The organism is Bradyrhizobium sp. JYMT SZCCT0428 (assembly GCF_018131075.1).
Lineage (GTDB): Bacteria > Pseudomonadota > Alphaproteobacteria > Rhizobiales > Xanthobacteraceae > Bradyrhizobium.
The window spans coordinates 56439-82213 of the sequence record NZ_JAFCLS010000012.1 but is presented as its reverse complement, the minus strand read 5'-3'; the positions used below and the strand labels follow the sequence as shown (position 1 = coordinate 82213).

General features: G+C 63.3%; 26 protein-coding genes, 2 pseudogenes and 1 riboswitch. Of the genes and pseudogenes, 10 read left to right on the top strand and 18 right to left on the bottom strand.

What is annotated here, in order from left to right:
• Window positions 1-141: 141 nt before the first annotated feature.
• The 8 genes and pseudogenes from JQ575_RS14375 to JQ575_RS44600 form a co-directional block, all read right to left on the bottom strand.
• Window positions 142-423, bottom strand: a complete 282-nt coding sequence (locus JQ575_RS14375) for a helix-turn-helix domain-containing protein (protein ID WP_212033836.1) — start codon at window positions 421-423, stop codon at window positions 142-144.
• Window positions 424-714: 291 nt separating this feature from the next.
• A complete protein-coding gene (locus tag JQ575_RS14370; RefSeq protein WP_212033835.1) occupies window positions 715-1113 on the bottom strand; it encodes a hypothetical protein in 399 nt (132 codons plus the stop codon).
• 25 nt (window positions 1114-1138) lie between these two features.
• Window positions 1139-3055 (bottom strand): phosphomethylpyrimidine synthase ThiC, encoded by a 1917-nt coding sequence (thiC, locus tag JQ575_RS14365; protein ID WP_212033834.1) that lies wholly within the window; start codon window positions 3053-3055, stop codon window positions 1139-1141.
• Window positions 3056-3194: 139 nt separating this feature from the next.
• Window positions 3195-3803: a thiamine phosphate synthase gene (locus JQ575_RS14360; RefSeq protein WP_212033833.1), complete on the bottom strand. Its 609-nt coding sequence runs from the start codon at window positions 3801-3803 to the stop codon at window positions 3195-3197.
• Window positions 3790-4572 carry a thiazole synthase gene (locus JQ575_RS14355; RefSeq protein ID WP_212033832.1) on the bottom strand — a complete coding sequence of 261 codons (783 nt, stop codon included), beginning with the start codon at window positions 4570-4572 and terminating at the stop codon, window positions 3790-3792. Before JQ575_RS14355 ends, JQ575_RS14360 begins: the two co-directional genes overlap by 14 nt.
• Window positions 4573-4727: 155 nt before the next feature.
• On the bottom strand, window positions 4728-4925 hold the full coding sequence (gene thiS / locus JQ575_RS14350; protein ID WP_192738128.1) for a sulfur carrier protein ThiS: 198 nt from the start codon (window positions 4923-4925) through the stop codon (window positions 4728-4730).
• Window positions 4916-5929, bottom strand: coding sequence for an FAD-dependent oxidoreductase (locus JQ575_RS14345; RefSeq protein ID WP_212033831.1), 1014 nt, complete (start codon window positions 5927-5929; stop codon window positions 4916-4918). The genes thiS and JQ575_RS14345 overlap by 10 nt, the downstream gene beginning before the upstream one ends.
• Window positions 5917-6047: riboswitch (TPP riboswitch) on the bottom strand. Its footprint overlaps the gene before it by 13 nt.
• A gap of 236 nt (window positions 6048-6283) precedes the next feature.
• Window positions 6284-6748, bottom strand: a pseudogene (locus JQ575_RS44600) (transglycosylase SLT domain-containing protein); the annotation flags it as partial.
• A 279-nt stretch (window positions 6749-7027) separates the two neighbouring features.
• Here JQ575_RS44600 and JQ575_RS14335 point away from each other — a divergent pair.
• On the top strand, window positions 7028-7222 hold the full coding sequence (locus JQ575_RS14335; RefSeq protein ID WP_192738155.1) for a hypothetical protein: 195 nt from the start codon (window positions 7028-7030) through the stop codon (window positions 7220-7222).
• A 16-nt stretch (window positions 7223-7238) separates the two neighbouring features.
• Here JQ575_RS14335 and JQ575_RS14330 read toward each other — a convergent pair whose 3' ends face one another.
• The gene (locus tag JQ575_RS14330; RefSeq protein WP_212033829.1) at window positions 7239-8564 is read right to left on the bottom strand and encodes an ATP-binding protein; all 1326 of its coding nucleotides are present in this window, start codon (window positions 8562-8564) and stop codon (window positions 7239-7241) included.
• A gap of 2 nt (window positions 8565-8566) precedes the next feature.
• Window positions 8567-9318, bottom strand: a pseudogene (locus tag JQ575_RS14325) (response regulator).
• A gap of 171 nt (window positions 9319-9489) precedes the next feature.
• Here JQ575_RS14325 and JQ575_RS14320 point away from each other — a divergent pair.
• The 4 genes from JQ575_RS14320 to JQ575_RS14305 all read left to right on the top strand — a co-directional run bounded on the left by JQ575_RS14320 (window position 9490) and on the right by JQ575_RS14305 (window position 11702).
• Complete coding sequence (locus JQ575_RS14320) at window positions 9490-10074, top strand: hypothetical protein (protein WP_212033828.1); 585 nt, start codon at window positions 9490-9492, stop codon at window positions 10072-10074.
• Window positions 10075-10216: 142 nt separating this feature from the next.
• Window positions 10217-10594 carry a PRC-barrel domain-containing protein gene (locus JQ575_RS14315; RefSeq protein WP_212033827.1) on the top strand — a complete coding sequence of 126 codons (378 nt, stop codon included), beginning with the start codon at window positions 10217-10219 and terminating at the stop codon, window positions 10592-10594.
• 174 nt (window positions 10595-10768) lie between these two features.
• Window positions 10769-11296, top strand: coding sequence for a PRC-barrel domain-containing protein (locus JQ575_RS14310; protein WP_212033826.1), 528 nt, complete (start codon window positions 10769-10771; stop codon window positions 11294-11296).
• A 193-nt stretch (window positions 11297-11489) separates the two neighbouring features.
• Entirely contained in the window at window positions 11490-11702 is a 213-nt protein-coding gene (locus JQ575_RS14305; protein WP_212033825.1) for a dodecin family protein, read from the top strand.
• Window positions 11703-11821: 119 nt separating this feature from the next.
• On the opposite strand, the gene JQ575_RS14300 is transcribed toward JQ575_RS14305, so the two are convergent.
• The 5 genes from JQ575_RS14300 to JQ575_RS14280 form a co-directional block, all read right to left on the bottom strand.
• Complete coding sequence (locus tag JQ575_RS14300; RefSeq protein ID WP_212033824.1) at window positions 11822-13390, bottom strand: DUF4403 family protein; 1569 nt, start codon at window positions 13388-13390, stop codon at window positions 11822-11824.
• A gap of 287 nt (window positions 13391-13677) precedes the next feature.
• A complete protein-coding gene (locus JQ575_RS14295) occupies window positions 13678-13920 on the bottom strand; it encodes a hypothetical protein (protein ID WP_212033823.1) in 243 nt (80 codons plus the stop codon).
• Window positions 13921-14071: 151 nt separating this feature from the next.
• Window positions 14072-14437, bottom strand: coding sequence for a GYD domain-containing protein (locus tag JQ575_RS14290; protein WP_249134799.1), 366 nt, complete (start codon window positions 14435-14437; stop codon window positions 14072-14074).
• 376 nt (window positions 14438-14813) lie between these two features.
• Entirely contained in the window at window positions 14814-15497 is a 684-nt protein-coding gene (locus JQ575_RS14285; protein WP_212033822.1) for a L,D-transpeptidase, read from the bottom strand.
• Between the two features lie 289 nt (window positions 15498-15786).
• Window positions 15787-17187 carry a TAXI family TRAP transporter solute-binding subunit gene (locus JQ575_RS14280; protein ID WP_212033821.1) on the bottom strand — a complete coding sequence of 467 codons (1401 nt, stop codon included), beginning with the start codon at window positions 17185-17187 and terminating at the stop codon, window positions 15787-15789.
• A gap of 135 nt (window positions 17188-17322) precedes the next feature.
• On the opposite strand from JQ575_RS14280, the gene JQ575_RS14275 reads away from it, so the two are divergent.
• The 3 genes from JQ575_RS14275 (at window position 17323) to JQ575_RS14265 (ending at window position 19844) form a co-directional block, all read left to right on the top strand.
• Window positions 17323-18378, top strand: coding sequence for a glycosyltransferase family 1 protein (locus JQ575_RS14275; RefSeq protein ID WP_212033820.1), 1056 nt, complete (start codon window positions 17323-17325; stop codon window positions 18376-18378).
• Between the two features lie 37 nt (window positions 18379-18415).
• Window positions 18416-19105: a class I SAM-dependent methyltransferase gene (locus tag JQ575_RS14270; protein ID WP_212033819.1), complete on the top strand. Its 690-nt coding sequence runs from the start codon at window positions 18416-18418 to the stop codon at window positions 19103-19105.
• A 121-nt stretch (window positions 19106-19226) separates the two neighbouring features.
• Window positions 19227-19844, top strand: a complete 618-nt coding sequence (locus JQ575_RS14265; RefSeq protein ID WP_212033818.1) for a hypothetical protein — start codon at window positions 19227-19229, stop codon at window positions 19842-19844.
• A 222-nt stretch (window positions 19845-20066) separates the two neighbouring features.
• On the opposite strand, the gene JQ575_RS14260 is transcribed toward JQ575_RS14265, so the two are convergent.
• The gene (locus tag JQ575_RS14260) at window positions 20067-21731 is read right to left on the bottom strand and encodes an aminotransferase class III-fold pyridoxal phosphate-dependent enzyme (RefSeq protein WP_212033817.1); all 1665 of its coding nucleotides are present in this window, start codon (window positions 21729-21731) and stop codon (window positions 20067-20069) included.
• Between the two features lie 34 nt (window positions 21732-21765).
• Between JQ575_RS14260 and asd the strand changes: the two genes are divergently transcribed.
• Entirely contained in the window at window positions 21766-22635 is an 870-nt protein-coding gene (gene asd / locus JQ575_RS14255) for an archaetidylserine decarboxylase (protein WP_212033816.1), read from the top strand.
• A 382-nt stretch (window positions 22636-23017) separates the two neighbouring features.
• Here the strand turns inward: asd and JQ575_RS14250 are convergent, their stop codons facing one another.
• Window positions 23018-23449 carry an NUDIX hydrolase gene (locus JQ575_RS14250; RefSeq protein ID WP_212033815.1) on the bottom strand — a complete coding sequence of 144 codons (432 nt, stop codon included), beginning with the start codon at window positions 23447-23449 and terminating at the stop codon, window positions 23018-23020.
• A 95-nt stretch (window positions 23450-23544) separates the two neighbouring features.
• Here JQ575_RS14250 and JQ575_RS14245 point away from each other — a divergent pair, with 95 nt between their 5' ends.
• Window positions 23545-24078: an NUDIX hydrolase gene (locus tag JQ575_RS14245; protein ID WP_212033814.1), complete on the top strand. Its 534-nt coding sequence runs from the start codon at window positions 23545-23547 to the stop codon at window positions 24076-24078.
• A 154-nt stretch (window positions 24079-24232) separates the two neighbouring features.
• Here JQ575_RS14245 and JQ575_RS14240 read toward each other — a convergent pair whose 3' ends face one another.
• The gene (locus JQ575_RS14240; RefSeq protein WP_212033813.1) at window positions 24233-25669 is read right to left on the bottom strand and encodes a FecR domain-containing protein; all 1437 of its coding nucleotides are present in this window, start codon (window positions 25667-25669) and stop codon (window positions 24233-24235) included.
• Window positions 25670-25775 lie beyond the last annotated feature (106 nt).

The following is a 25775-nucleotide window of genomic DNA, read 5'->3' as shown; positions in this document are numbered from 1 at the left end:
ATCAGTGAGGTGTGACTCGCGGTTGCGTCGTGTAGCCTGCATAAGCACGTAGCCCGCATAAGCGTACCCCGGATGTCGCTCGCGCTCATCCGGGCTACGCGGGTTGTCTGATCCACCCTGCGAGCCAGCAACGCGCCGCTTCTACTCAGGCCCGGGAACGTCGAGCCCGTCGGTGGTGTACAGGCGGATCTTGTTGCGCAGCGTGCGCACGGAAAGGCCGAGCACGCGCGCCGCGCGGGTGCGATTGCCGTCGCACCGCGCCAGCGTCTGCACCACGAGCTCGCGCTCGACCGCCTCGACGGTGGAACCGATCAGCATCGGAACAATTTCATGGGGCGCAAGGTCGTGCGGATGCGGCGAGGTAAACTCCGGCGCGCCGGCAAAGGACTGCTCAAGGGAATGAGCACGAAACTCTTGGGACATACAACACCTCCCGATCAACGCTAGCCCCCAAACACGGAGCAGAAGCATCAGGAATCAACGGCCCCCAAGCCGCTGAGGGGAAGGTGGGCGGAAATGGTTAACGAAATGCTAACGGGGGAAGGAGAAGGCGTACACTACTCCTGGTTGGAGAACGAAGTAGCTCGTAGGATGGGTAGAGCGACCGCGCCCACCGAAGCTCAACCCGGCGAAGGTGGAAGCGAAACCCATCGAGGCAATCGCGACATGCGATGGGTTTCGCAAGGGCTCAACCCATCCTACGAGCTGCGTTCGCTAGCGCACCGGCTCCTTGGCCTGTTGTTCGGCTGCGGTCGTTTCCGCCGTCTTGCTCGAGCGGACCATCAAAAATGTCCCCGAGAGCGTGGCGCCCGGCAATCGCCAGCGGCCGCTAATCTCCGTGGCGTCTGCATTGACCGCGCCTTCATAGAAGACCTTGTCATAGCCGTAGCCCGGCGGTTCGTACGTCTTGACGAACGATACCGCGCTGCCGGATCGCTGACCTGAAATCGAAGCATTGTGAGTGCTCACCGGGCAGCCCGACGTCATGCAAGGTTCGGTCACGCTTCCTCCGAGCGCGCCACCGGAATCGATGAGCGTCGTCAGAAACGTGACCATGCCAATCGACGGCTGAATATAAGTGCCGTCCCAGACGCCGGTCAGATCGTCGGTCATTGTGGTCCAGGTGAGTGCGCGTGCCTCACAACACCCGATTACTCTCCTTCACCTTCTCCGCGTCCAGATAAACCTGTCCGCCCATATCCTTGAACTTCTGCGACATCGTCGCCATCCCATCTTCGATCACGCCGGACATCGACATGCCGACGCTGCCCGCCACCGCGCGCTTGTCGGGGTCGTTCAGCGTGGCGGCGTAGTCGCGTACGTCCTGCGTGATCTTCATCGAGCAGAATTTTGGGCCGCACATCGAGCAGAAATGGGCGACCTTGTGGGCTTCCTTGGGCAGCGTTTCGTCGTGATAGGCGCGGGCGGTTTCCGGGTCTAGGCCGAGGTTGAACTGGTCCTCCCAGCGGAAGTCGAAGCGGGCGCGGGAGAGGGCGTCGTCGCGCAGCTGGGCTGCGGGATGGCCCTTGCCGAGATCGGAGGCGTGGGCTGCGATCTTGTAGGTGATGACGCCGACCTTGACGTCGTCGCGGTTGGGCAGGCCGAGATGCTCCTTCGGCGTCACATAGCAGAGCATGGCGCAGCCAAACCAGCCGATCATGGCGGCGCCGATGCCTGAGGTGATGTGGTCGTAGCCCGGCGCGATGTCCGTGGTCAGCGGCCCGAGCGTGTAGAACGGCGCCTCGCCGCATTCCTTGAGCTGCTTGTCCATGTTGATCTTGATCTTGTGCAGCGGCACATGGCCGGGGCCTTCGATCATGACCTGGCAGCCCTTCTTCCAGGCGATCTGCGTCAGCTCGCCGAGCGTCTCCAGTTCGGCAAACTGCGCGCGGTCGTTGGCGTCGGCGATCGAGCCCGGACGCAGGCCGTCGCCGAGCGAGAACGAGACGTCATACTTGCGCATCAGGTCGCAGATCTCTTCGAAGTGGGTGTAGAGGAAGCTCTCCTTGTGATGCGCCAGGCACCACTTCGCCATGATGGAGCCGCCGCGCGACACGATGCCGGTGACGCGGTTGGCGGTGAGGTGGATGTAGGGCAGGCGCACGCCGGCATGGATGGTGAAATAGTCGACGCCCTGTTCGCACTGCTCGATCAGCGTGTCCTTGTAGAGTTCCCAGGTCAGCTTGACCGGATCGCCGTCGCACTTCTCCAGCGCCTGATAGATCGGGACGGTGCCGATCGGGATCGGCGCATTGCGAAGAATCCATTCCCGCGTGGTGTGGATGTTGCGGCCGGTGGAAAGGTCCATCACGGTGTCGGCGCCCCAGCGGATCGCCCACACCATCTTGTCGACTTCCTCTTCCACCGACGAGGTCACCGCGGAGTTGCCGATATTGGCGTTGATCTTGGTCAGGAAGTTGCGGCCGATGATCATCGGCTCGAGTTCGCCATGGTTGATGTTGCAGGGAATGATGGCGCGGCCGCGCGCGATCTCGCTGCGGACGAATTCCGGCGTCACGAACGCGGGCACCGCGGCGCCAAAGCTTTCGCCGTCGGCAATCGCCGCTTCCGCGCGCTCAAGCTGCACCTTGCGGCCGAGGTTTTCGCGGGTCGCGACGTAAATCATCTCCTTGGTGATGATCCCGGCGCGGGCGAATTCGAGCTGCGTGATCATGTGGTCACCTGTCCCGCGCAGCGGCTTGTGGTGCGCGGTGAAGGCCTTGGCGGCATGGGAAGCGCCGACATTGCCATTGTCTTCCGGCTTGATGTCGCGGCCTTGATATTCCTCGACGCCGCCGCGCTCCTTCACCCACTCGATGCGGGCGCGCTTCAGGCCGGCATTGACGTCGATGGTGACGTCAGGATCGGTGTAGGGACCGGAAGTGTCGTAGACCGGCAGGTTCGGCTCGCCGGCGCCTTCGCTCAAAATGATCTCGCGCAGGGGAACGCGGACATCCGCCGCCTCATCGGGCGTGACCCAGATTTTTCGCGAGGCGGGAAGGGGACCGGTGGTGACGGCGGGCAGGGTGGTGTCGGGGTTGGAGCGGATGTTCATGTTATCCTCCGTTGAATTTCTGATTGGTTGGTTCCGTCATTGCGAGCGCAGCGAAGCAATCCATGGTGCGGCAAAGGGAGAGATGGATTGCTTCGTCGCTTGCGCTCCTCGCAATGACGTCGATGGTTTAGTGAATTCATCATGCGGCCTTCGCATCCTGGCCGAGCCATTGCCGTACCCGCGCGTCGGGGTCGGTATTCTGGGTGACGTCGGAGACCACCGCGATCGAGTCGGCGCCAGCCGCAAAAATCTCGGCTGCCTGTTCGAACTTGATGCCGCCGATCGCGACCAGCGGGATGTCGCCGATGCGCTTTTTCCATTCTGTGATTTTTGGAATGCCCTGCGGCGCAAAACGCATCGATTTCAGCGTGGTCGGGAAGATCGGCCCCAGCGCGATGTAATCCGGGTTTGCGCGCAGCGCGGTCGCCAGTTCCTCGTCGTCATGGGTGGAGATGCCGAGCGTCAGCCGCGCTTTACGGATTTCATCGAGGTCGGCATCGACGAGGTCCTCCTGGCCGAGATGCAGATGCTCCGCGCCGGCGACGATCGCCGCGCGCCAGTAATCGTTGACCACGAGCTTCGTCGCGGTGCCCTTGGTCACCGCGAGCGCGTCGCTGACGATCTGCAGCGCCTCGGAGTCATTGAGGTCCTTGGCGCGCAGCTGGATGGTGCCGACGCCGAGCGCGGTCAGCCGCGCCACCCATTTGACGCTGTCGACGACAGGATAGAATTTATCAGGATACGGCATGCCAGAACGGTGTCCCGATGACAGGGGTTGAAGGGGAGGCGAAATCGCGGGCTTCCATCAGCCCGGCCTCATAGGCGGTACGTCCAGCCTCGACGCCGAGGCGAAACGCGTTCGCCATCGCGACGGGGTCGGCGGCTTTTGCAATGGCCGTGTTGAGCAGCACCGCGTCGTAGCCGAGTTCAAGGGCGTGGGCGGCGTGCGACGGCGCGCCCAAACCAGCGTCGACCACCAGCGTGATGTCGGGCAGCCGGTCGCGCAGCAGTTTTAAGGCATCGCGGTTGGTGATGCCTTTGGCGCTGCCGATCGGCGCCGCCCACGGCATCACGACCTTGCAGCCGGCATCGACCAGCCGCATGGCGACCCCGAGGTCTTCGGTGCAGTAGGGAAATACTTCAAAGCCGTCCTTGATCAAGATGCCGGCGGCCTCGACGAGGCCGACCACGTCAGGCTGCAGCGTGTCGTTGTCGGCGATCACTTCGAGCTTGATCCAGGGTGTGCCGAACAATTCGCGCGCCAGCTTTGCGGTGGTCACGGCTTCCTTGACGCTGCGGCAGCCGGCGGTGTTCGGCAGCACGGATACGTCGAGCTCGCGGATCAGCGACCAGAACGCATCGCCGGTCTTGCCGCCGGCGGCTTCACGCCGCAGCGACACAGTCACGATGTTGGCGCCGGAGGCGCGGATCGCGCCTTGCATGATCGCGGGCGAGGGATAGAGCGCGCTGCCGATCAGCAGGCGGGAGGAAAAGGTTTTGCCGTAGAAGTTCAGCATGGCGTTAGTTCCTGTCGTCCCGGCGAACGCCGGGACCCATACCGCGTGATCTCGCTTGGTGGCACAATGGCAGACGCTTCCCGTAACCACGCAAGCCGGTGGTTATGGGTCCCGGCTTTCGCCGGGACGACGTGGGGGGAGAGGTTGCGATCAATTCATCCTCCCTGCCGTGGCGTAATAATCTCGATCTCGTCGCCATTCTTGATCGGCGTCTCGGCCCAGCGGCTCTTCGGCAGCACGTCGTAATTCAGCGCGATCGCGAAATGGGTGCCTTCGTATTCGAGCTCGCGCAGCAGCGCATCGACGCTTGACGCGTTGATCTCCCGCGCCTCGCCGTTGATGGTCACACGCATTGCATCACCTCATTGTCGATCACGCCGCGCTGAACGAAAGCGAGCGTCAGTTCCGCCAGCGCCGGCGCCAGCAAAAAACCGTGGCGATAGAGTCCGTTGACGGCGATCTTTTCATCGTTGATTGATATCCGCGGCAGATTGTCGGGATAGGCGGGGCGCAGCCCCGAGCCGAATTCGACGATGCGCGCTTCGGCGAATGCCGGATGCACCGCGTAGGCGGCGCCCAATAGCTCCAGCGCCGAGCGCACGCTGACACCGGTGTCTTCGGCTTCGATCGAGGTCGCGCCCAGCATGAACCTGCCGTCGCCGCGCGGGATCACGTAGAGCGGCCAGCGCGGATGGATCAGCCGGATCGGGCGCGCCAGTTCCACCTCTGACGTCTCGACGATGATCATCTCGCCCTTGACGCCGCGCAGCTCGGGCTGCGCGTCGCGCGCGGCCAGGCCGCGGCAATCGATCACGAGGCCGTCGAGGTCGTCCGCGCTGGCGTCGCTCTCGAATTTGATCTTTCCGCCGGCCGCGGCGATCCGCGCGTGCAGTTCCGGCAGCACGCGACGCGGCTCGACATGGCCCTCATCGGCGTAAAACAGCCCGTCGCGGAAACGGCCCTCCAGCGACGGTTCGAGTTCGCGCAAGGCTGGCGCGTCGAGCCTGACATGACCTGACGTGAGCTTGGCAAAGCGTTCGAAATCGGCGCGGTCGCGCGGATGCGCCACGACCAGCGATCCGTTGAACGGCGTTTCCGGGAAATGCTCGCGCCAGAGGTCGAGCGAGCGGATGCCGAGCCGGCCGATCACGGGTTCCGACGCTTCGGCCTCGCACCAGGGCGCCAGCATGCCGCCGGCCCAATGGCTGGTGGAAAGCGTCATCCCGGCGTCACTGCGCTCGTACAAGATGACGGCATGGCCGGCCTCTGCGAACAGCAACGCCTGCCACGCGCCGGCAATGCCGGCGCCGATAATAGATACAGGGGAATCCCCCCGCGGCTTAGTACTCTGAAACATCCCTGTCCCTTCGCCGGCATGACCCGGATCAGGTTCAAAGGGTCACCGCGGTCCCAAGCCAAACAGGCCCAAGCTTGCGGTATCTCAGCTCCTCATCGGAGCTCCCCTCGGAACAGGTCTAATGTAGGCCGATGTGGGGGCGTGTCAACGCGGCTTGGCGCCGTTTGCACCTGATAAGGCGTCCGGCGGCTGCGGAACCTGCGGCTTCGCCTCGGCGAGTTTCTTCGGACGCTTCTTCGGGATCGGGACAAGCGTCGCCGCCGCTTTCGGCTTTTCGACCGCTTCAGCTGGTTTCAAAGCTTGTTTCGGCTCAATAGCGGCTTCCGTCGCCTCCACCGGGGCGTCCTTGGCCGGCGCGATGTTCATTGGCGGGGCGCTCGCCAGCACCGGTCCGGGCTGGTTCAGCCGTTCCAGCCGCTGGCGCTTGGCAACGTAATAATAGCCGCCGGCATAAAGGCGCACGGCCCGGTCCTGGTTGCCGTTGGCAGCGCGCCAGGCGCCGGCGAGGTATTTCACGCCATAGGCGAGGTTGGTGGCGGGATCGCGCAGGCCCGCCGCGTCGCCGGTGTAACCGACGCCGCGCGCGGTCGCGAGCTTGATCTGCATCAGGCCGATGGTGCCGCCGCGTCCGACCAGATCCGGATGATATTTGCTCTCGCGAACGATTACGCGGTGCACCAGCGCTTCCGGCACATTGTTGGCGCTGGCATGGGCGGCGACCAGGCTTTCATATTGCGCGCGCTGTTGCGCCGCAGCTGGTGGCGCAACCAAAAATGCTGCGACGACGGGAAACGAAGTCAGCTTCAGCAAAGCTTTCATCAACAAATCAAAGCCTTCATCAAAGAGTCTCGAGCGCAACTTGCGCGTTAACGGTTTGCGTATCACGATTATTGCGGAGGATCGACCGGCAATAGCGGAAAAATTCGACGCCATTGCGGCGACTGGTTCAAACAGGATTGCGGCGATTCGTCCGAGCATGAATGTCGTGCAAATGATTCGAGGAAGGTTTAAAAGACTGCGCGACAGCGTGTTCAGTTTCGACAGCAAAGCTGTCTATTTCAAATACAAAGCAAAAATATCAGCGAGGGGAGATGCGCCATGGCTCGATTGGATTCCAGCTATTTGCCCCGTGAGAATCCCTGTGCCCAGTGCGGAACACCGATCTCGAGACCCGACTGGATCGAAAGCAATGCGGGCCGTACGTCCTTCCTGTGGTATTGCCGCGCCTGCGACTATCAGTTCGAGGCGGTCGCGATCTACGAGGAATCGCATCCGGATTCGCTCGCGGCTTGAGTAGCAACAACACGATCTACGCCGCAACGCTGTGCTGATGAACCGGCAATTGTATCCGCACCACCAACCCGCGCGGCTGCCGGTCGTGCAGTGACAGCGTGCCGCCATGCGCGAGCACGATGGCGTTGGCGATGGAAAGGCCGAGGCCGAAGCCCGCGGCTTGATCCATGTTGCGGGCGTCGTCACCGCGCACGAACGGCTCCAGCATGTTTTGCTTCTGCGCGTCCGAAATGCCGGGGCCGTCGTCTTCGACGTCGATGGCGATCTGATCATCAGACACGCGAAGACGGATGGTCGCTTCGGCGCCGAACCGCACGGCATTTTCCACGAGGTTGGTGACGCTGCGGTGCAGATCGTCCGGCCGCACCGTCGCCATCGCATGCGCGGGGCCGTCGTAGGCGACCTTGCGCCCCATGTCGCCGAACTGATCGGTGATCAGCTGCAGCGTGCTGGCGATGTCGGCCAGCGTCATCGATTCAAGCCTGCGGTCGTTGCGCAGGAACGACAGCACCGATTCCAGCATCGAACGCATCTGGTCGAGATCGCAAAGCATGCGGCTGCGATGGGTTTCGTCCTCGATGAACTCGGAGCGCAGCCGCATTCTGGTGATCGGCGTGCGCAGATCGTGGCTGATGGCGGCGAGCATTTTGGTGCGGTCGTCGATCAGGCCGGTGATGCGCGCGCGCATCCGGTTCAGCGCCCGCGCGACGGAGCGGATTTCCTCCGGGCCGCGCTCGGGCAGCGGCGCCGCCGCGCCGTTGAGGCTGAAGCTTTCGGCGGCCTTGGCGAACGACGACAATGGCGCGGTCAGCGCGCGGGCCGCCCAAAGGCCGAGCAGGGTGACGCTGATGACCGCAAACAGCAGCGTCATCATCCACGGTCCGCCCAGGAAGGGTGGCCGGTGCTGGTCCGGCATCAGGTTCGCCGAAACCATCGCGCCATCCGGCAAGGCCACGCCGATCTTGCGGACGTCGCCGCCAGGCGGCAGCGCAAAAATGCGATAATCGCGGCCGAGCCGCCGTTGCAGGCCGCGCAGATTGCCCTCGGGTTCGCGCAACTCCGGCGTCAAGCCCGGCGACAGGATCTGGAGGCCGAGCTGCGGAAAGGCGCGCGCGATGTCGCCTGAAAGCCGGGGCCGTTCGGCGGCGGGTGCCGCACCGAGCAGTTGCACGGCGCTGACAAGCTGGCCGTGCCCGCGGTCGAATGACGGGTCGGGCTGGTCCGGCCGGTGCAGCCAGAAACCCGCGGTGATGATCAGATGCAGCGCTGCGATCGAGACGACGACGAGGGCCGCGATCTGGCCGCTGATGCCGCGAAGATTCAAAAAGCCCAAAAGCTTCATGATCACCTGCCGCCGGCGGTCACTGCCTCGACTTCCAATGCTTCAACCCTCGGCGTGAACATGTAGCCCCCCGAGCGCACCGTCTTGATCATGGTGGCTTCCAGCGGATCGGGCTCGATCTTGCGGCGGATGCGGCTGACCAGCACGTCGATAGAGCGCTCGAACGAGCCGGCGTTGCGCCCTTGCGTGAGGTCGAGCAGGCTGTCGCGCGACAGCACGCGGCCGGGCCGCTCGCAGAAGGTCCGCAGCAGGTCGAACTCGGCGCTGGTCATGGCGACGCGCGCGCCCTCGGGATTGCCAGCTCGCGTAAGCGGCAGTCGATCCGCCAGCCCAGAAATGTCAGTACGCTCGCTCCTTCGACCGCGCTGGCGGTTTGCGCGGCGGCCTGCCGGCGCAGCACGGCGTTGATCCGCGCCAGCAATTCGCGCGGGTTGAACGGCTTCGGCAGATAATCGTCGGCGCCCATCTCGAGGCCCAGGATGCGGTCGACGTCCTCGCCGCGTGCGGTGAGCATGATGATCGGGGTCTGCGATGTCGCGCGCACCTTACGGCACAGGCTGAGACCGTCCTCGCCGGGCAGCATGACGTCGAGGATCAGGAGGTCGACGCGATGGTCGGTCATCGCGCGCGCCATTTCCCTTCCGTCGCTCGCCGTCGTGACGTTGCAGGAATTGTTGCGCAGATATTTCGCGATCAGCGTGCGCGTCTCGCGATCGTCCTCGACGACGAGGATGTTGGGTTGTGCCTGGGCCATGTCGACCTTTTGTCGGTGATTCGGGGATGCGGGCGAAGGATTTTTGTTTCCAAATGTTTCCGGACGGAGTCGGGCAATACGGGGCAACAGGTCAGGGAGCGGCTGCAAAGACCTCGTTAACACCGTTAACCCTACGGTCGTGACGTCTTGCTACGAAACTTTGGAGCCTTCATGACCTCGATTTCGGCGGCCTCGGCCCAGTCCTACCAGTCGCCCCTTCAGAAGTTGCAGAACGAGTTGCTGTCGGAAGTCAATTCCGGCGTTATCAGCTCGTCGGACAAGGATGCGCTGTCGGCGGCGCTGACCGATATCGACTCCGCGATGCAGTCCAGCCGGGCCAGCGACCAGGCCAGCGGCACGAGGCCCTCGCCCGAGGAGATGAAGTCGAAGATCGACGATCTGATCGAGAGCCAGGTTTCCAGCGGCAAGCTGACCAGCGAGCAGGCCACCGAATTGCAGGGCGTCTTCAAAGCCGCCTTCGCCAATGGCCCCGGCGGGGCTGGTCCTGGCGGTCCGGGTGGACCCGGCGGCGCCGGTGGTCCGCCTCCCGGCGGTCCGCCGCCCGCTGAAGGCGCGTCCTCGAGTGACGACAGTTCTTCGAGCACCACTTCGCTCGACGACATCCTCAAGCAGTTCTTGCAGACGCTGCAGGAATCACTATCGGCGTCGTCGTCGAGCTACAGCGCGACCGGCAGTTCGAGCACATCGAGCGCCAGTGCGTCGTTCTCGGCGCTGCTGATCGACTACCGGAGCTGACGTCTTTTCTGCGCAGCGTGCGATGCAGCCATCCTTCGCAGCCATCCTTGCCGAAAGGGAAGGGTGGCTGTCTCATTTTGCGGTGCGGGAACCGGCCACCGGCTCGAGCGTTAGAGCCTTGATTCCATGTGTGGAGGGTCCGATGGCAATCGACGTCATGACCAAGCCGCATCAGTTGATCGCGAGCGATCGTGTCGAAGGCACCGCGGTGCGACGACCGAACGGCGATATGATCGGTCATATCGAACGGCTGATGATCGACAAGATCTCCGGCAAAGTATCTTACGCCGTGTTGAGTTTCGGCGGGTTCCTGGGCATGGGCACCAACCTGCTTCCGTTGCCGTGGGGCCGGCTCAGCTACAACACCAAATTCGAAGCTTACGAACTCGACATCGACGATGAAGAGTTGAAGCGCGCGCCGTCGTTCCGCGCCGACAAGGATTTCGATTGGGGCGATCGCGCACAGGAAGCGGAACTGCACCGCTACTACGGCATGCCGCCATACTGGGGCGGCTTCTAGCGCTTTCGAGCGAAGTGGGTACCGGTTCGCATAGCAATCAAGTTTACGCAGATTGCGTAGACTTATCTGCGGCAGAAAGCGCGTTCAAAGGGAACTCTTGTCGCATGTTCCATTGGAACGCTTGCTTAGTTGGCGGGTTTCCTCAGCACGATTTCGAAACTGAGGAGAACCGATATGTTAGCCAAATATACCATCGCCGGCCTGGCCGGTTCTGCGTTGCTTGCATCTGTCGCGTTCGCACAGTCGCCGACGACTCCCGCTGAATCGAGCAAGGCGCCAGCGCCTGCGACAGCATCGGACATGTCTTCGTCGTTCCAGGGCATCTGGCGCGCCTCGAAGATTGTCGGCTTGAACGTGTACAACGACAAGAATGAAAGCCTCGGCTCGATCAACGACCTGCTCACCGACAAGAGCGGTGACATCAAGGCCGTTGTGATCGGCGTTGGTGGCTTCCTCGGCGTCGGCGAGCACCTGGTTGCGGTGCCGCTCGACAAGGTCAAGTTCGTCATGGAGCCTGTCGCCTATACCGGCGCTGCAAATGCGCCCGCCAGCGGCGGCGCACGGCCGGGATCGACCACGACCACGGGTGCGGCCACGGCGCCTGCCGCAAAGCCAAATCCCTGGTATCCGGATCACGCCGTGCTCAGCGCGACCAAGGATGAGCTGAAGGCGATGAGCCAGTTCAAATATACGACCAACTAAGCTCGCGACTTTAAAGTCTCGACTGAACCGAAGGGCCGGACGGCATCATTGCCGCCCGGCCTTTTGTTTTGCTGAAGCTCGCTCTGCGTGCAATTGCTGCACCGCATCCTATCAGGCCTGAAATTGCGATGTTAGGCTGAGGCGCGGCAGGAGCACTTTAAGTCCTGCCTGTAAACATCAACGGGAGGACGACATGGCTGAGAGCGTCTACAAGGTGATTGAGCTGATCGGTACCAGCAAGGACTCCTGGGAAAAGGCCGCGACTGCGGCCGTCGCGAGGGCCGGAAAGTCCTTGCGCGATCTTCGCGTCGCCGAAGTCGTGCAACTCGATCTGCAACTGGACGCCAAAGGCAAGGTCGAAGCCTACCGCGCCAAGGTGAAAGTCTCGTTCAAGTTTGAAGGGTGATATGCACGCCCACCATCGTCATGGCCGGGCTTGTCCCGGCCATCCACGTCTTTCTTGCTTGATGGAAGACGTGGATGCCCGGCACAAGGCCGGGCATGACGACGGATAAAGCTGTTCTCTCACAACCCCGGCAGCGTGGTCACAAACACATTGATGGCGCCTTCGGCTTCCGCGATCACGCGCAGCGTTTTTGAATCGAAGGCGATGTCGGCCAATCTCAGTTTGGTGATCTCGGCGGCGACGCGAATGCCGTCCTCGTTCTTCTGGAAGTCCGCGATCACGGCGGCGATCTTTTTCTGCGCGTTGCTGGCGAACGGCTTGAGGTCGACGGTGGCCTTGTCCGCCAGCGCCTTCTGCAGATGTGGCATCGCCGCGCGCGCCGCAGCGCCGAGCAGGCCGAACGCCGCCTCCGATTCGACCGCGAGTTCGATGTCGGTCAGCCGCAGGGTCTGCTGTGCCTGATCGAGCACCGGCTTGCCCCAGATATGCACACTGGCCTCGCCGCCGAAGCCGAAGAAACTCTTCTTCTCCTTGGCATTCACCAACAGCGAAATCAGCAGGCGATTGCCGGATGCCGCCACCGTGGCGCGCTTCACGGTGACGTCGACCGAACCCGAACCGTCCTCGGGAAAGGTCTTTCCGGCGAACTGCGCCTCGACGATCTTGTTGATGTCGGTGAAGGGCATGTCGACGGGGACGCCGATCGCGACCCGCCCCGGCGTCGGCGGCACGATCGAGATGGTGGCGGGGAACGGGCAACTGGGCTTGGTCTCGACCGGGGTGATGCGGGTCTCCGCCTCGATGCCGAGCGTCAGTATCAGCGCCTGCGCGTCGACGCGCGGTTGGGCGGCGATCGCCCTTGTCGGCCGCAGTTCGAGCCACAGCGCCGGCAGCGATGAGCTGGCGCTGGTGCCCTGCAGCGGGATCGAGCGGCAGGCCTTGGCCCACTGCACCTTCGCGTTGTTTTCAAACGCGGGATCATTGCGCATCCGCGCCTGCACCAGATTGATCTGATCGGCGACCGTCTTGTCGATCAGCGGCTTGACCTGGGCCGGCACGTTGATGCGGGCGCCGGCCATCGCAACGCTGGTGTCGCCCAGATTCACCTGCGCGGCGAGATTGGGCTCGATGCGCCAGGCGGCGGCGATCTTCGGCCGCGCGGTGATGACGACATTGCCCTTGATCTCGGCTGACGCGTTGAGGTTCTTGATGTTCACGCTGCCGATCTGTTTGGCGACGTTGCCGCCGAGGAGGCCGCCGAGCGCGTCGCCGACCGCCCCCGTTGCCTTGGCCGATAGCGAGCCGGTGACGTTGAGCGTCCCGGTCAGCGGCGTCGTCAGCGTCAGCGCGTCCTGCGCGCCGGTCGCGGCGATCGGGCCGCGCGAGGCGGTCCAGCCGATATCGGCGTTCTGCAGGATCTGCGAGATGGGATTTTCCGCCTTGCCGTTGAAGGCGCGCGGCGAACTCCGATCGGCGGCGTCGCGGATCGCCGTCAGCGCCACCGCGATCGGCGCCATCACGGTGGAGCTGCGCGGGGCGGGAGCCAGCGGCGGCAATTCGACAAGCGCCGGCGGCTTGACCGTGCCGCTCGGCGCCAGCCAATCCATAGCTTTGAGGCTGATCAGAAACGAGACCGCGATTACCGCGGCCCCGATCAGGATCGTTTTGGAATGCATCGGCAGACGCATCGTCCCCCCGGACCGATTGAATTACTTCTCTTACAGGGGCGGCGAGGGGGGCGCCAGAGTGGGCCGGAACTCATCACGTTAATCCGTTAACACCGGGCACGCCGTAGCGGCGTGCGGACAAGGCAACAAGGCTAGGTGAGATGGCGGATTAACGGCACGATAGCGGCAGACGCCACGCGATTTGCGGCGCTCACAAATAATTGCGATCGCTTGATCGGATTTCCTTGAAGACCGACCCGATTGACCGCATTTACGTATGCTCGGCCGCGATCAGGCCAATACCGATTTCACGAAAGCCATCGCGCGCGCGGGCAGCCGATCTTGCCAGGTGACGGTTTGCGGATCGCCTCGGCGAGGAAATCGAGCGCCAGACAAAACAGTCCACACGCAAATTTGCGCGGGCGGCGATGGATGTATAGGTTCAGCCGGGTCAGCGAGCCGACGTTGACGAAGGCCTCAGCAACGCTGAGGTTGATCCTGTCCGTGAGGCTGGATTGGGCGGCGGCTCGCTGGCGACCGGCTTTCGCCAAGGGGTCAGCGAAAGGCTCCGTGCGATCATCTCCACCAAAATCTCCGCACACCGATCGCGGACGACGATCGTTCGTCGTCGGCGCAGGATGGAGTTGCGAGTGGCGCCCAACGGGCCGCACTTTGCGCGCGCCCGTTGGGCTCTCCTGCGGACTAGCCGCCGGGCGGCGTGTATGAGCCACGAAGCTGGACCGCCTTCTGGCGAACCAGCGTGATTTCATCCTGCGTCCACAAACGAGTGAGGTGTACATTGTGGATGGCACCGGATGCCACCACCGTGCCTGAAATGGCCGGTGCTGCATTGGGGTCAGGTACATCGAAGATTACCAGAACGCCGGGTCCATCGGCAGCGGTGCTGTACATCGAGAGTAATTTGCCACCAGCTGCTTCGATCAGCTTTTTCGCCGCTTCATGGCGATTGGTCTTGGGATTTTCCATGATTTTGTTGAGAGCCTGAGGCGTATACTGTGCTGTCATACAAAAATGCATGATGTTCTCCTGTTGGGTGTGTTTGATCAACGAGGCGCACGCCTCCCTGCCGACTCCATTGAAAACGGATCGGCCCCCCAAAACGTGAGATGAACATTGCAAGCCCGCCGTGGGCAAAATACCGCTAGCACTCCAACGGGCCTTCGGCACTGCCCGCTTGCGGCTGAAGCTTCATGAATCCTCCCTACAATCGACGGCGGCGTTATTCCGCCTTTTTGACCGCCGAACAAATTGTGCCGGCCGACGGCGTCGTTGCTTTTGATTGCCGAGTTCCAGGCAACATATCGCACTTCGGCCGTGCGCGAAGATGTTTTTGGAGGATTGGACCGGCGGCAGTGAACTCCGCAACGCAAAAACGGCTCCGGCGAATGCCGGAGCCGTTTTCAGATATTGAAGACGGAACGCCTTAGCGGATGGTGCGGCCGAGGTCGGCGCGGCGATCCGTCATCGGCAGCACGATCACCTTGGTGCCGACGCTGACCCGCGAGTAGAGGTCGCTGACGTCTTCATTGGTGAGGCGCAGGCAACCGGAGGAAACGCGGGTGCCGATCGTCTCCGGAGCATTGGTGCCGTGGATGCGATAGATGGTGCCGCCGAGATACATCGCGCGCGCGCCGAGCGGGTTACCCGGGCCACCGGTCATGTGGCGCGGCAGGTAGGGCTGGCGGGCGATCATTTCCGGGGGCGGCGTCCATGCCGGCCATTCCGCCTTCTTGGTGATCGTCTGGGTGCCGGACCAGGTGAAGCCGTCGCGGCCGATGCCGATGCCGTAGCGCATCGCCTGGCCGTTGCCCATCACCAGATAGAGATAGGTGTTGGGGGTGTCGATGATGATGGTGCCTGGAGCTTCGCGGGTGTTGTAGTTCACGACCTGGCGGCGCAGGCGGGCGGGCAGCTCGAAGCGCTCTTCATCCTGCGAGGGAGCAACCGCGACCGGCGGCGGAGCGGCTTCAACCGGGGGCGCCATGAAGAAGGGAAACAGCGGCAGCGGGGCTGCGGCGGCGGGTGTAGATAATGCGGTTGCGCCAATCGCGATGGCGCCGAAAGCGGCGGCGGCGAGGCGGGTATTCAGTTTGAATGAGTTGAACATCGGTCGTCCCCTTCAGTTTGCGCCCTGTCGCGCCAGTTCCAGCGCGTCGTTGAGGCAATCCAGTACAGGCCAACCGTTTCAGGACATTTGCACAATGTCGCCAAAATGGTTTCGTCGCGTTAGGGAATTGTTTCAGGACGGCTTCGTCGCAGGGGTTTGGAGACGGCGGCGGGAGCGCAGTTCGTGCGCAAAGCATTAAAAAAATGGAGAAAAAGCCGCAGTTCTCCAGACTCTTGTTTTGACGCGTTTTCTTTACGCGAACCGGCATCCACTTCGCTCGAAAACGCTTTTAGCTCTGTAGCGCCCGCAGCCGCTGCATGTCGGGTTCGGCCGTGCCGATCATGGCGCGGCGGTCGGTCACCGCATGGTGGAATTGTTCGAGCGCCAGCCCGATGGCGGCTAATTCCCCGTCCTCGATCGCACCCTCCTCGTGAAAGTCGAGCGCCTCGCGCAACAGCGCATCCGCCGTACCCTGCATCTCGAACAGTTCTTCGGGCGTTTGTGCCGTGCGCGCCTTCGAAATCAGGTCGAGCAGATTGTCGCGATGCCCGGCATATTGCTCGCGCTCTTCGCGCTTCCAGTAATGCTGCAGCCACGCCCAGGCCGAGCCGATGCCCGAGAACACCATGATCGCGAACCAGAGATAGTCGCTGTTTCTCTCGAGGAACGTCCGCTCGTTGCCGTCGATATAGGCGGCAGCGCCGGTATGCGCGGGCAGCGCGGCGTCCTTGTCGGTGTCCGGCTTCTCGATTTGCGAGGCGCTCGGCAGTTCGCGCGCGAGCTGCTGGCGGTGGGTAAAGATCTGGCGTGCGAGTGCGCCGACCGCGGTGTCGGACAGCAACTTCGGCGCGATGATCAAATGGTTGACGCTGACGGTATCGATCTTGTCTTCGGGGCGCGCCGGCGATGATGCGAAGATGCTGCCGGGAATTTCTTCGGCTTCATAGACCGGGTGCTTCTTCGAAATCGTCTCCGACACGTCGATCGGGAGAAATTTCGGTTCGCCTCGGACCGCTACGGTGGCGTTGATCGCGTCCACGGTGATCTTGCTGTTGAGCGGGCCGACCGTCATGAACGCGTCGACGGTCTGGTCGCGCGCCATCTCGGCGAGCTGATTGACGCCGAACTGGGTGATCGTCACCTTGTCGACCTTGATGCCGGCCTCGGTCAGGATCGTGCGCAGTAGCTTGACGTTGGCCTCGGTTCGTCCGACGACGCCGACGCGATGTCCGGCGAGTTCGTCGAGGCTCTTGATCTTGGCCGCCGGCGTTTTCTTCGAGCCTTTCGGCGCGATGCCTGAAGGCGCCCACAGCACCACGACGTTCTTGCGCAGGATGGCGACCGACTCGGCATTGGCCGGCAGGTTCAGATCGCCGCGCGCCACCGCAAGGTCCGCCTTGCCGCTGTTGAACAGCGCGATGCTCTCGACCGCGCCCGGGGTCGAAACGAGCGACAGCCGAACCGAGCTGTGGTCGCGCGCGAAGGTCTGCGCCATCAGCTGGATCAGTTTCTGATCGTCGCTTCCGGGCGGGCCAACCGCGATCCGCAAGGTAGTCGGCTGCAACAGGTAATAGAGCGTGGCGGCGGCGGCGCCGAAAATGAAAATTCCGGCGGCGAGCACCAGCAGCGAATTGTTCTTTCGCTTCCGGCGTGGGCGGGATGGGGCGGAATTTGCGTTCGGGTTTGACATCGTACTGTCACGTTACACGAAAAAGCGCCGGGGTGACGGGAAAAACATCCTTACAGATCGATGACGTCATACGCTTGAAATATCCATGAACCAACGTCGGGAAGTGAGAATCATGGATAATCCCGGGGTCCCGACATGCGGGTATTGATAGCAACCGACGCCTGGCATCCGCAGGTGAATGGCGTTGTCCGGACGTTAACCTCGCTGGCGCGCAGTGCGTCCAAGCTTGACGCCGAGATCAGCTTCCTGACGCCCGACGGATTTCCGTCCGTCGGCGTTCCCACCTATCCCGGCTTGCGCATCGCGCTGCCGAACCGCCGCGAGATCGCTCGCCGGATCGAGGCGGCGGCGCCCGAGGCAATTCATATCGCGACCGAAGGCCCGATCGGCTGGGCGGTGCGCGGCTATTGCCGCCGCCACAAGCTCGCGTTCACCACGTCCTACACCACGCGCTTCCCGGAATATGTCGCGGTCCGCACCATGATCCCGGCCAGCGTCGGCTACGCTTTGTTGCGGCATTTTCATGCGGCGGCGTCGACCACCATGGTCGCGACCGCCTCATTGCGGCAGGAGCTGAGCGAGCGCGGTTTTCGCAAGCTTGGCTTCTGGACCCGCGGCGTCGACACCGATTTGTTCTCGCCTGAGAGCCCGGCCACGATCGACCTGCCGCGGCCGATCTTCATGACCATGGGCCGGGTTGCGGTCGAAAAGAATCTCGAGGCGTTTCTCGCGCTCGACCTGCCGGGAACGAAAGTCGTTGTCGGCGACGGGCCGCAGCGGGCGCAACTGGCGCAGAAATATCCGCACGCCGTCTTCCTCGGCGAGAAGAAGGGCGAGGATCTCAGGTCGCATCTCGCCGCTGCCGATGTCTTTGTGTTTCCGAGCCTCACTGACACCTTCGGCGTCGTCCAGTTGGAAGCGCTCGCTTGCGGCACGCCGGTTGCGGCGTTTCCGGTCACCGGGCCTTTGGACGTCATCTCCGATCATCCGATCGGTGCGCTGGACTGGGATCTGCGCAGTGCCTGCCTGCGCGCGCTGACGATGTCGCGCGAGACCTGCCGGAACTTTGCGCTGGGGCGTTCCTGGGAAAACAGCGCCCGTCAGTTCATCGGCAATCTGGCCGCGCTGCAGCCCAGCCGCGCCACGCTGCCGGCGCGCCGCATCCCCGGCACCAGCGCCGTACAGGGTTAGTTCAATCTACTTTTGAAGAGAGACGAGAAGGCAGACCATGGCAGACATCATCAAACTTGACGGCACCAGGGCGTTGGACTTCGACCGCGAGACGGTCGAGCAGGCCTACGACCGCTGGGCACCGGTATACGACCTCGTTTTCGGCGGCGTGTTCAGCAAGGGCCGCAAGGCGGCGATCCAGGCCACCAACAAGATCGGCGGCCGCGTGCTCGAGGTCGGTGTCGGCACCGGCATCTCGCTGCCGCAATACGCACCGCACTTGCGCATCTTCGGCACCGACATTTCGGAAGCGATGCTGCAGAAGGCCAGGAAGCGCGTCGACGAACTCAAGCTGAAGAACGTCGAGGGCCTGGCTGTCATGGACGCCGAGAAACTCGAATTCCCCGACAACTCCTTCGACGTCGTGATGGCGCAATATGTCGTCACGGCCGTGCCGAACCCGGAGGCGGCGCTCGACGAATTCGCCCGCGTGCTGCGCCCGGGCGGTGAACTCATCATCCTGACCCGCGTCAGTGCGGACGCCGGCGTGCGCCGCTTCATCGAGCAGCGCCTGCAGCCGGTGGTTCGCCCGCTCGGCTTCCGCACCGCCGAGTTCGCGTGGTCGCGCTACGCGCAGTGGCTATCAGGCGCGCGCGGCATGGAGCTGGCGGAGCGCCGCCTGGTGCCGCCGCTCGGTCACTTCTCGCTGGTGCGTTTCCGGAAAATCGACGTCGCGAAAGCTGCGTAGCGCGCCGCCGCGGCGCTGCGTCAATGCGGCGCCGCGAAACTTCATATGACATTTCGATGATGTCATACGCCGGACATCGAATCCCGTTAATCCTTAACCCGAAAGAATTTTGGGGGAGATCATGATCAAGAACTTCATGCAGGAACTGCGAACCCAGCGTTGGGACGACCATCGTTACTATCACCACAGCCGCATCAACCAGTCGCTGCACTTCGTCAGCGCCGCGAGCTTTCTGTTCGCCTACGTCATGCTCTTCATCGACCCGGTGGTGTCGGCGCTGGTCGGCTGGCTGGTGTCGATGACGTCACGCCAGGCCGGGCATTTCTTCTTCGAGCCCAAGGGCTATGACCACGTCAACCACGCCACCCACGAGCACAAGGAAGAGATCAAGGTCGGCTACAATCTGCAGCGCAAGGTCGTGCTGATGGTGATCTGGGCGCTGTCGCCGGCGGTGCTGTATGTCGATCCGACCCTGTTCGGCATGTTCGCGCCGTGGGAGACGACGGCGGACTTCATGCGTCAGGTCGCCAAGATCTGGCTGGCGATCGGTATCGGCGGGCTGCTGTTCCGCACCATCCATTTGTTCTTCATCCGCGACGTCGAGACCGGCCTTGTCTGGATGACCAAGATCGTGACCGACCCGTTCAGCGACCTCAAGCTCTACTACAAGGCGCCGATCGCCCTGATGAAGGGCGAGCTGATCGACCCGGGCCTGGAAAAGCACGTCAAGCACGCCTGAGAGTTGATTTTGAACTTATCGAATGCGCGTCATGCCCGGCCTTGTGCCGGGCATCCACGTCTTTGGAGCTTGGCTACCTTGAATTTCCGTCACCCTGAGGTGCGAGCGCAGCGAGCCTCGAAGGGTGTGCGGCCACCAGCCGGGCCGTCGTCCTTCGAGGCGTGCAAGAGCGCGCACCTCAGGATGACGGAGATAGAGTTGAGTTCGCGGTCTGCAGTCGATCTACCGACGCCGCTTTCGCGTGAACATCTCTTTCAGAATCTGCCGCTTGATGTTCTTGTTGGTGAGGCCCGCATCGCGCCACCACCAGCCGTCGCGCTTCATCTTCTCGGTAGCGCTAACGAAACGGTCGGCGACCGCGGCAAAATCGTCATCGGTATAGTTCAGGCTGAAGATCAGCCGGCCGGTGCCGACCCAGCTCAGCGCCAGCCCTTCGGCGCGCAGGTAATATTGCAGCATCCAGTTGTAACGGGACGGCTCGGTATAATGCACCATCCAGATCGACGACAGATTGCTGACGCGCACCGGAAGGTCCTGCGCGGTGAGCCGGTCGTTGAGCGTCTTGGCGCGCGCGTTCCAGGTCTCGTCCAGCCCGTTATAGACCGAGTTGAAATTGGGGCTGGCGAGCCGGCCGAGGAATTCGTCCATCGCCGTCATGACGTAGGGATGCGAATTGAAGGTGCCGCGGGCAAAGCAGATGTCTGCGGGGCGATCGTCGCGAAAACGCCGCATCAAATCCTTGCGGCCGCACACCACGCCGACCGGAAGTCCACCGGCCAGGCTCTTGCCATAGGTCACCATGTCGGCGCGGACGCCGAAATATTCCTGCGCGCCGCCGGCGGCGAGGCGGAAGCCGACAAAGACCTCGTCGAAGATCAGAACGATGCCGCGTTCGGTGCAGACTTCGCGCAGCTTCTTCAGCCATTCGGTATAGGCGGCGCGATCGAAATTGCCGGAACGGGAGCTGTCGACCAGCGCGGAATCGCCGGGCGCGTTGGCGTTCGGGTGCAGTGCCTGCAGTGGATTGACCAGCACACAGGCGATGTCGCGGCGCGTCTTCAAAACGTGCAGCGTCCGCTCCGACATGTCGGCCAGCGTATAGGTCTCGTGCGGCGACACCGGATTGCCGACGCCGGGCTGCACGTCGCCCCACCAGCCGTGATAGGCGCCGGCAAAGCGAACCAGATGGGTGCGCCTGGTGTGGTAGCGCGCCAGCCGGACCGCCTGCATCACGGCCTCGGTGCCGGACATGTGGAACGAGACTTCGTCGAGGCCGGAAATCTCGCACAGCCGTTTGACGTTATCGGTGATGACGGGGTGATAGGGGCCGAGCACCGGCCCGAGCGCATGCGCGCGCTTTTCCGACTCGGTAATACAGTCCTTGTAGAAGTCGTTGCCGAAAATGTTGACGCCGTACGAGCCGGTCAGGTCGTAGGAGACATTGCCGTCGACATCGGTAACGGTGACGCCGGAAGAGGATTGCACGAAGGCGCTGGTGGAAAGATGCTCGCGCACCAGGCGGCTGTACTGGAACGGCACCCGGTAGGCTTCGGTGAATTGCAGGTCGGAAATGTGCTCGGCCGCCTCGGCGGTCATCTGCCGGCCCTTGGGATAACGGTGCTGATAGACGCCGGCGAGACGGAAGAAGCCGTCCTGGCGCTGCGCCGCGACATCGGCCGGCGCGCCGTCGGAACAGAAGAACTCGCCGATATCGAATTCGTAATGCGGCATCAGCCGCGCCACCATCTTGGACATCTTGGAATGTCCGGTCAGCGAGCGGTGTTTGGCGCGCGACAGCGCCAGCCGCGCCTGCAATTTGGGGAAGGTCACCGCGGCGCCGGCAATCGCAACGGCGGACAGCGACAGAATCGAAAGGGGCGAATCCATGCCACCAGCGCTAGCTAATCCTGCTAACAGATTCATGACAGTCAAAGGCCTGATTTCGGCCTTTACCCAGCAGGAAGACCTCAATTTCCTGCTGACCAACCGGATTCCCCGGGCGGCCGTCACCCGTTTCATGGGGTGGTTCAGCAAGATCGAGAACCCGTTTGTCCGGGACGCCTCGATCGCCTGCTGGCGGCTGTTTTCCGATCTCGACCTGTCGGAGGCGAAGAAGACCGAGTTCAAGAGCCTGCACGATTGCTTTACCCGCGAGTTGCGCCCGGGCCTGCGCCCCGCCGACCCGGATCCGGGCGTCGTCGCCAGCCCCTCCGACGGGATCATTGGCGCGTTCGGCCGGATCGAGGACACAAAACTGTTCCAGATCAAGGGCGCGCCGTATTCGCTGCTGGACCTGCTCGGCGATCCCGCTTTGGTGGAGCGTCACCGCAACGGCCGTTATCTCACGCTGCGGCTGACCTCGAGCATGTATCACCGCTTTCATGCGCCCTATGACGCCACGATCGAGCGGGTGAGGTTCATCCATGGCGACGTCTGGAACGTCAATCCGATTGCGTTGAAAAGGGTGGAGCGGCTGTTCTGCAGGAACGAACGCGCGGTGCTCGAGACGCGGCTTGCCTCCGGCGAAGCGCTGACGCTGGTGCCGGTCGCCGCGATCCTGGTCGCCAGCATCCGCCTGCACTTCCTCGATGTGACGCTGAACGCGCAGAGCAGGGGGCCGGTGGATTTCCCGTGCGCCGCCAGCATGCGCAAGGGCGATGAGCTCGGCTGGTTCGAGCACGGCTCGACCATCATCGTGCTGGCGCCGGAACATTTTGAGTTTGCCGACAACGTCGCAGACGGCGCGCGCGTTCGTGCCGGCGAGGCGTTGCTGCGGAAACCAAAGGGATGATGGTGGTGCTCTGCGGGACTCTGCCGCGACTGTGAGCTGGATCACCGAGGCCCACTACACATGGTGCGATTATCTTGCCTCCGCTAATACCTCCGCAGCAAACACGGGAGCAGTGCGATGACGCAGACCGGCAAGTCGATCAATGGAAACCAGCGCACATTGGGCGAGCAAGTCTTGAAGGAAGCTTGAGTCCGTCTCCGGTGGCGCCATGTTCCGAAGCGCGTTCTCCGACGCCCTGAAGTCAATCGGAGAAGGACTTGCAACAATGGCACGCAAGGGCTGACCGCGTCGTCAGCGTCGAAACGACAAGGCGGCGATGCTCAGTAAATCAAAATCACGGAGGCCGCCGCGAGGCGGCCCTGCGTTTGCTGCGTGCCGGCCGTCAGGCGCGGACGCCTCCTGCTATGCCGAGCTCGGCAAGGGAGGGATAGTCGGCATCCACGATGTTCACGAGTGCGCGCATTTCGCCGATGCTGAACCATCGCAGCTCCGTGTGTTCGTCGCACATATTGGCGGGATCGCCGCCTTGCCAGGCGGTCACGGCGTAGATGTGATGGAGCGCATCGCCATATCGTTCGGGCTGCCGTTCCCGGACCGTCGCGATCAGGCGGAATTGAGTGGGCGTTACGCCTGTCTCTTCCTGAACCTCACGGACCAGAGCGTCATCGAGGCTCTCGCCGTCCTCGACATGCCCGCCGATCGTGTCCCAATGGCCTGGCCAAACCTTTTTCGAGGGCGCGCGCAAGCCGAGAAGGACCTTTCCGGCTGATCCGATCAACAGAGCGCCGACGGTTCTGGCGGTTTTGTCGTGCATGGCGGCTTCTCTGGGCTGACGAACACGGACGGTAGCATCGCCGCGTGAAATTCTCTATGTGTGGAGTATTCCAACGACAATCGGAGAAGATGGCGATGGCGCGGACGCCTGTGCTGGCGGCGGGAGGCATTGTATTGCGGCAGGCGGCGACGCCGCTGGTCGCGATCGTGCGCCTGCGCAAGCGCAACGAATGGGTTCTGCCGAAGGGCAAGCTCGATCGCGGTGAGACGCCGCGCGATGCGGCCGAGCGCGAAGTCAATGAAGAGACCGGCCACGATGTCGCCGTACACGAGTTCCTCGGCACGCTGGTTTACGAATCCCGTGGCGGCTCCAAGGTCGTGCACTTCTGGCGCATGGAGGCCGGCGCCGAGCCCGTCCGCAAGCTGATGCGCGACGTCAAGGCGGTCGAGTGGCTGCCGCTGGCCGATGCGGTCGAGCGGCTGTCGCGGGGGTATGAGCGCGCGTTTCTGGAAAATGTCGGGCCGATCGCGATGGCGGCGGGCATTGCGCAGAGCGGCACGTCCATCGCTCGTACACCGGAGCCAATCCGAATTGAAACGATCAGCGAAGCTCGGGATCGGCGCAGCCTCGTGCAGAAGATGCGAGACTGGTTTCGTCGCGCGGCGTGATCTTTAGACTCCCTCGCCCCGCGCTTGCGGGGAGAGGGTTGGGGTGAGGGGCTCTCTCGGCGAGCACGCTATAATTGGTGAGACCTGTACCCCCTCACCCGGATTGCTTCGCAATCCGACCTCTCCCCGCAAGCGGGGCGAGGTTAGGCCACACCTACCGCACGTCCTTCGGCGGCTTGCTTCCCCTTGGCGATGGCACGCGTGATCCGGGCGCAGGTCTCACCGGCTGACCCTGCCGCAGCACACCGGGCGCAGCCTGCATGCCGCCCGGTCGCAGGCCTTGCCGGAAGCCCGGTTGCTGAACGCCCTGTTGTTGACCGCCGGGCTGCTGGACGCGCTGCGGTCCGCCGGCTTGCGAAGGTGCACCGGTTTGCGCGGGCGCGCCCGATCGTCCGGCCGTCGCCGGTTGTTGCGGCTGACCGGGTCGCGGCGGCAAGCCGGTCTCTCGCGGCGAACCTGATGGCGTCGATCCCGGCCGCTGCAGCTGCTGACCCTGCCGGTTAGGCGAGCCCGGTTGCTGCAACTGCTGCGGCTGGCCCGGCCGGTTCTGCAATTGTTGTTGCCCGGGACGGTTCAGCCGGCCCGGCTGCTGCTGTTGTCCGGGACGGTTCTGCTGGCCCGGCTGTTGCTGTTGCCCGGGACGATTCTGTAAGCCCGGTTGTTGCCCGGTGCGGTTCTGTCCCGGCAATCCGTTTTGCTGCGGTCCGCGGCGCGGTGCGTTGCCACGATTGAAGCCGGGGTTGGCGCGGCGGAAATCGCGCTGCTCGTTGAAGACGCGGCGGCCGAGATTTTGCGTCGAGTGTACCTGGCGCACAAAGCCCTGATCGCGCAGCATTTGCTGCGGCGAAATCGTCAGCGGCACCGCGGCAAAGCGTACGCCGCCGCTGCCTGGACGAATCGTAAAGCCGCTGGAGCCCTGGCTGAGGAAACCCAGCCGCGCGCCGGCGCGGTCGTTGACCTCGATGCGTCCAACCCTGCCGTCGGCGTCGGGATAGAGTTTGATCGCGACGTTGTTCGGGCTGTTGGCGGCCGCACCTTCCGGCACCTCAACGAGGCCGGTGGTGCCGCGAATGCCCAGCGTCGCGGTCGGCGTGGTGATTTTCATGTCGCCGGTCTTGGCGACGGCGGCGGCGACGAAGGCGACCGTGCCCTTGGCGACGTCGAATACGCCGGCATTTTGCTTGCCGCCATCCTCATAGACATAGCTGTCGATGGTGATCTGCGAATTCGCCTTGAGGTTAAAGGTGGTGGCGTCGCTGAAGGTGATGCCGAGCGAGGATTTTGCACCGGTCTGCACGACGTCGTTGAGATAGATGTCGTCCTTGACCTTGAGCGGTGTGGTCTCGTTGTTGCGGATCACGCTGGCGCTGCCGATCACGGTCGCGACATTGCCGATCGGCTCTTCCGAGGCCTGTTGTGCGTCGGCGGCGGGCGCCGCCGGATCGGGCGCGGCCTGTGCCGCAGGCTGTGCGGGTGCAGGTTGGGCTTGCGCTGATCGTGCTGTGACGGAGGGGCCAGCGAAACCGTTCGTCGCGCCAACCAGCGTACCGCAAACCAACAGCAGAAGCGCGACTAGCAACCGGCGCAGCATCAAGGGGAGTTCCGGGAAATCAGGGCGGGAAACCAGGGAGAGACGAGGGCGAGGAGCGGCGGTGAGATTTCAGCGCTGCCTGGCTGAATGCGGGATGAACGTTTCC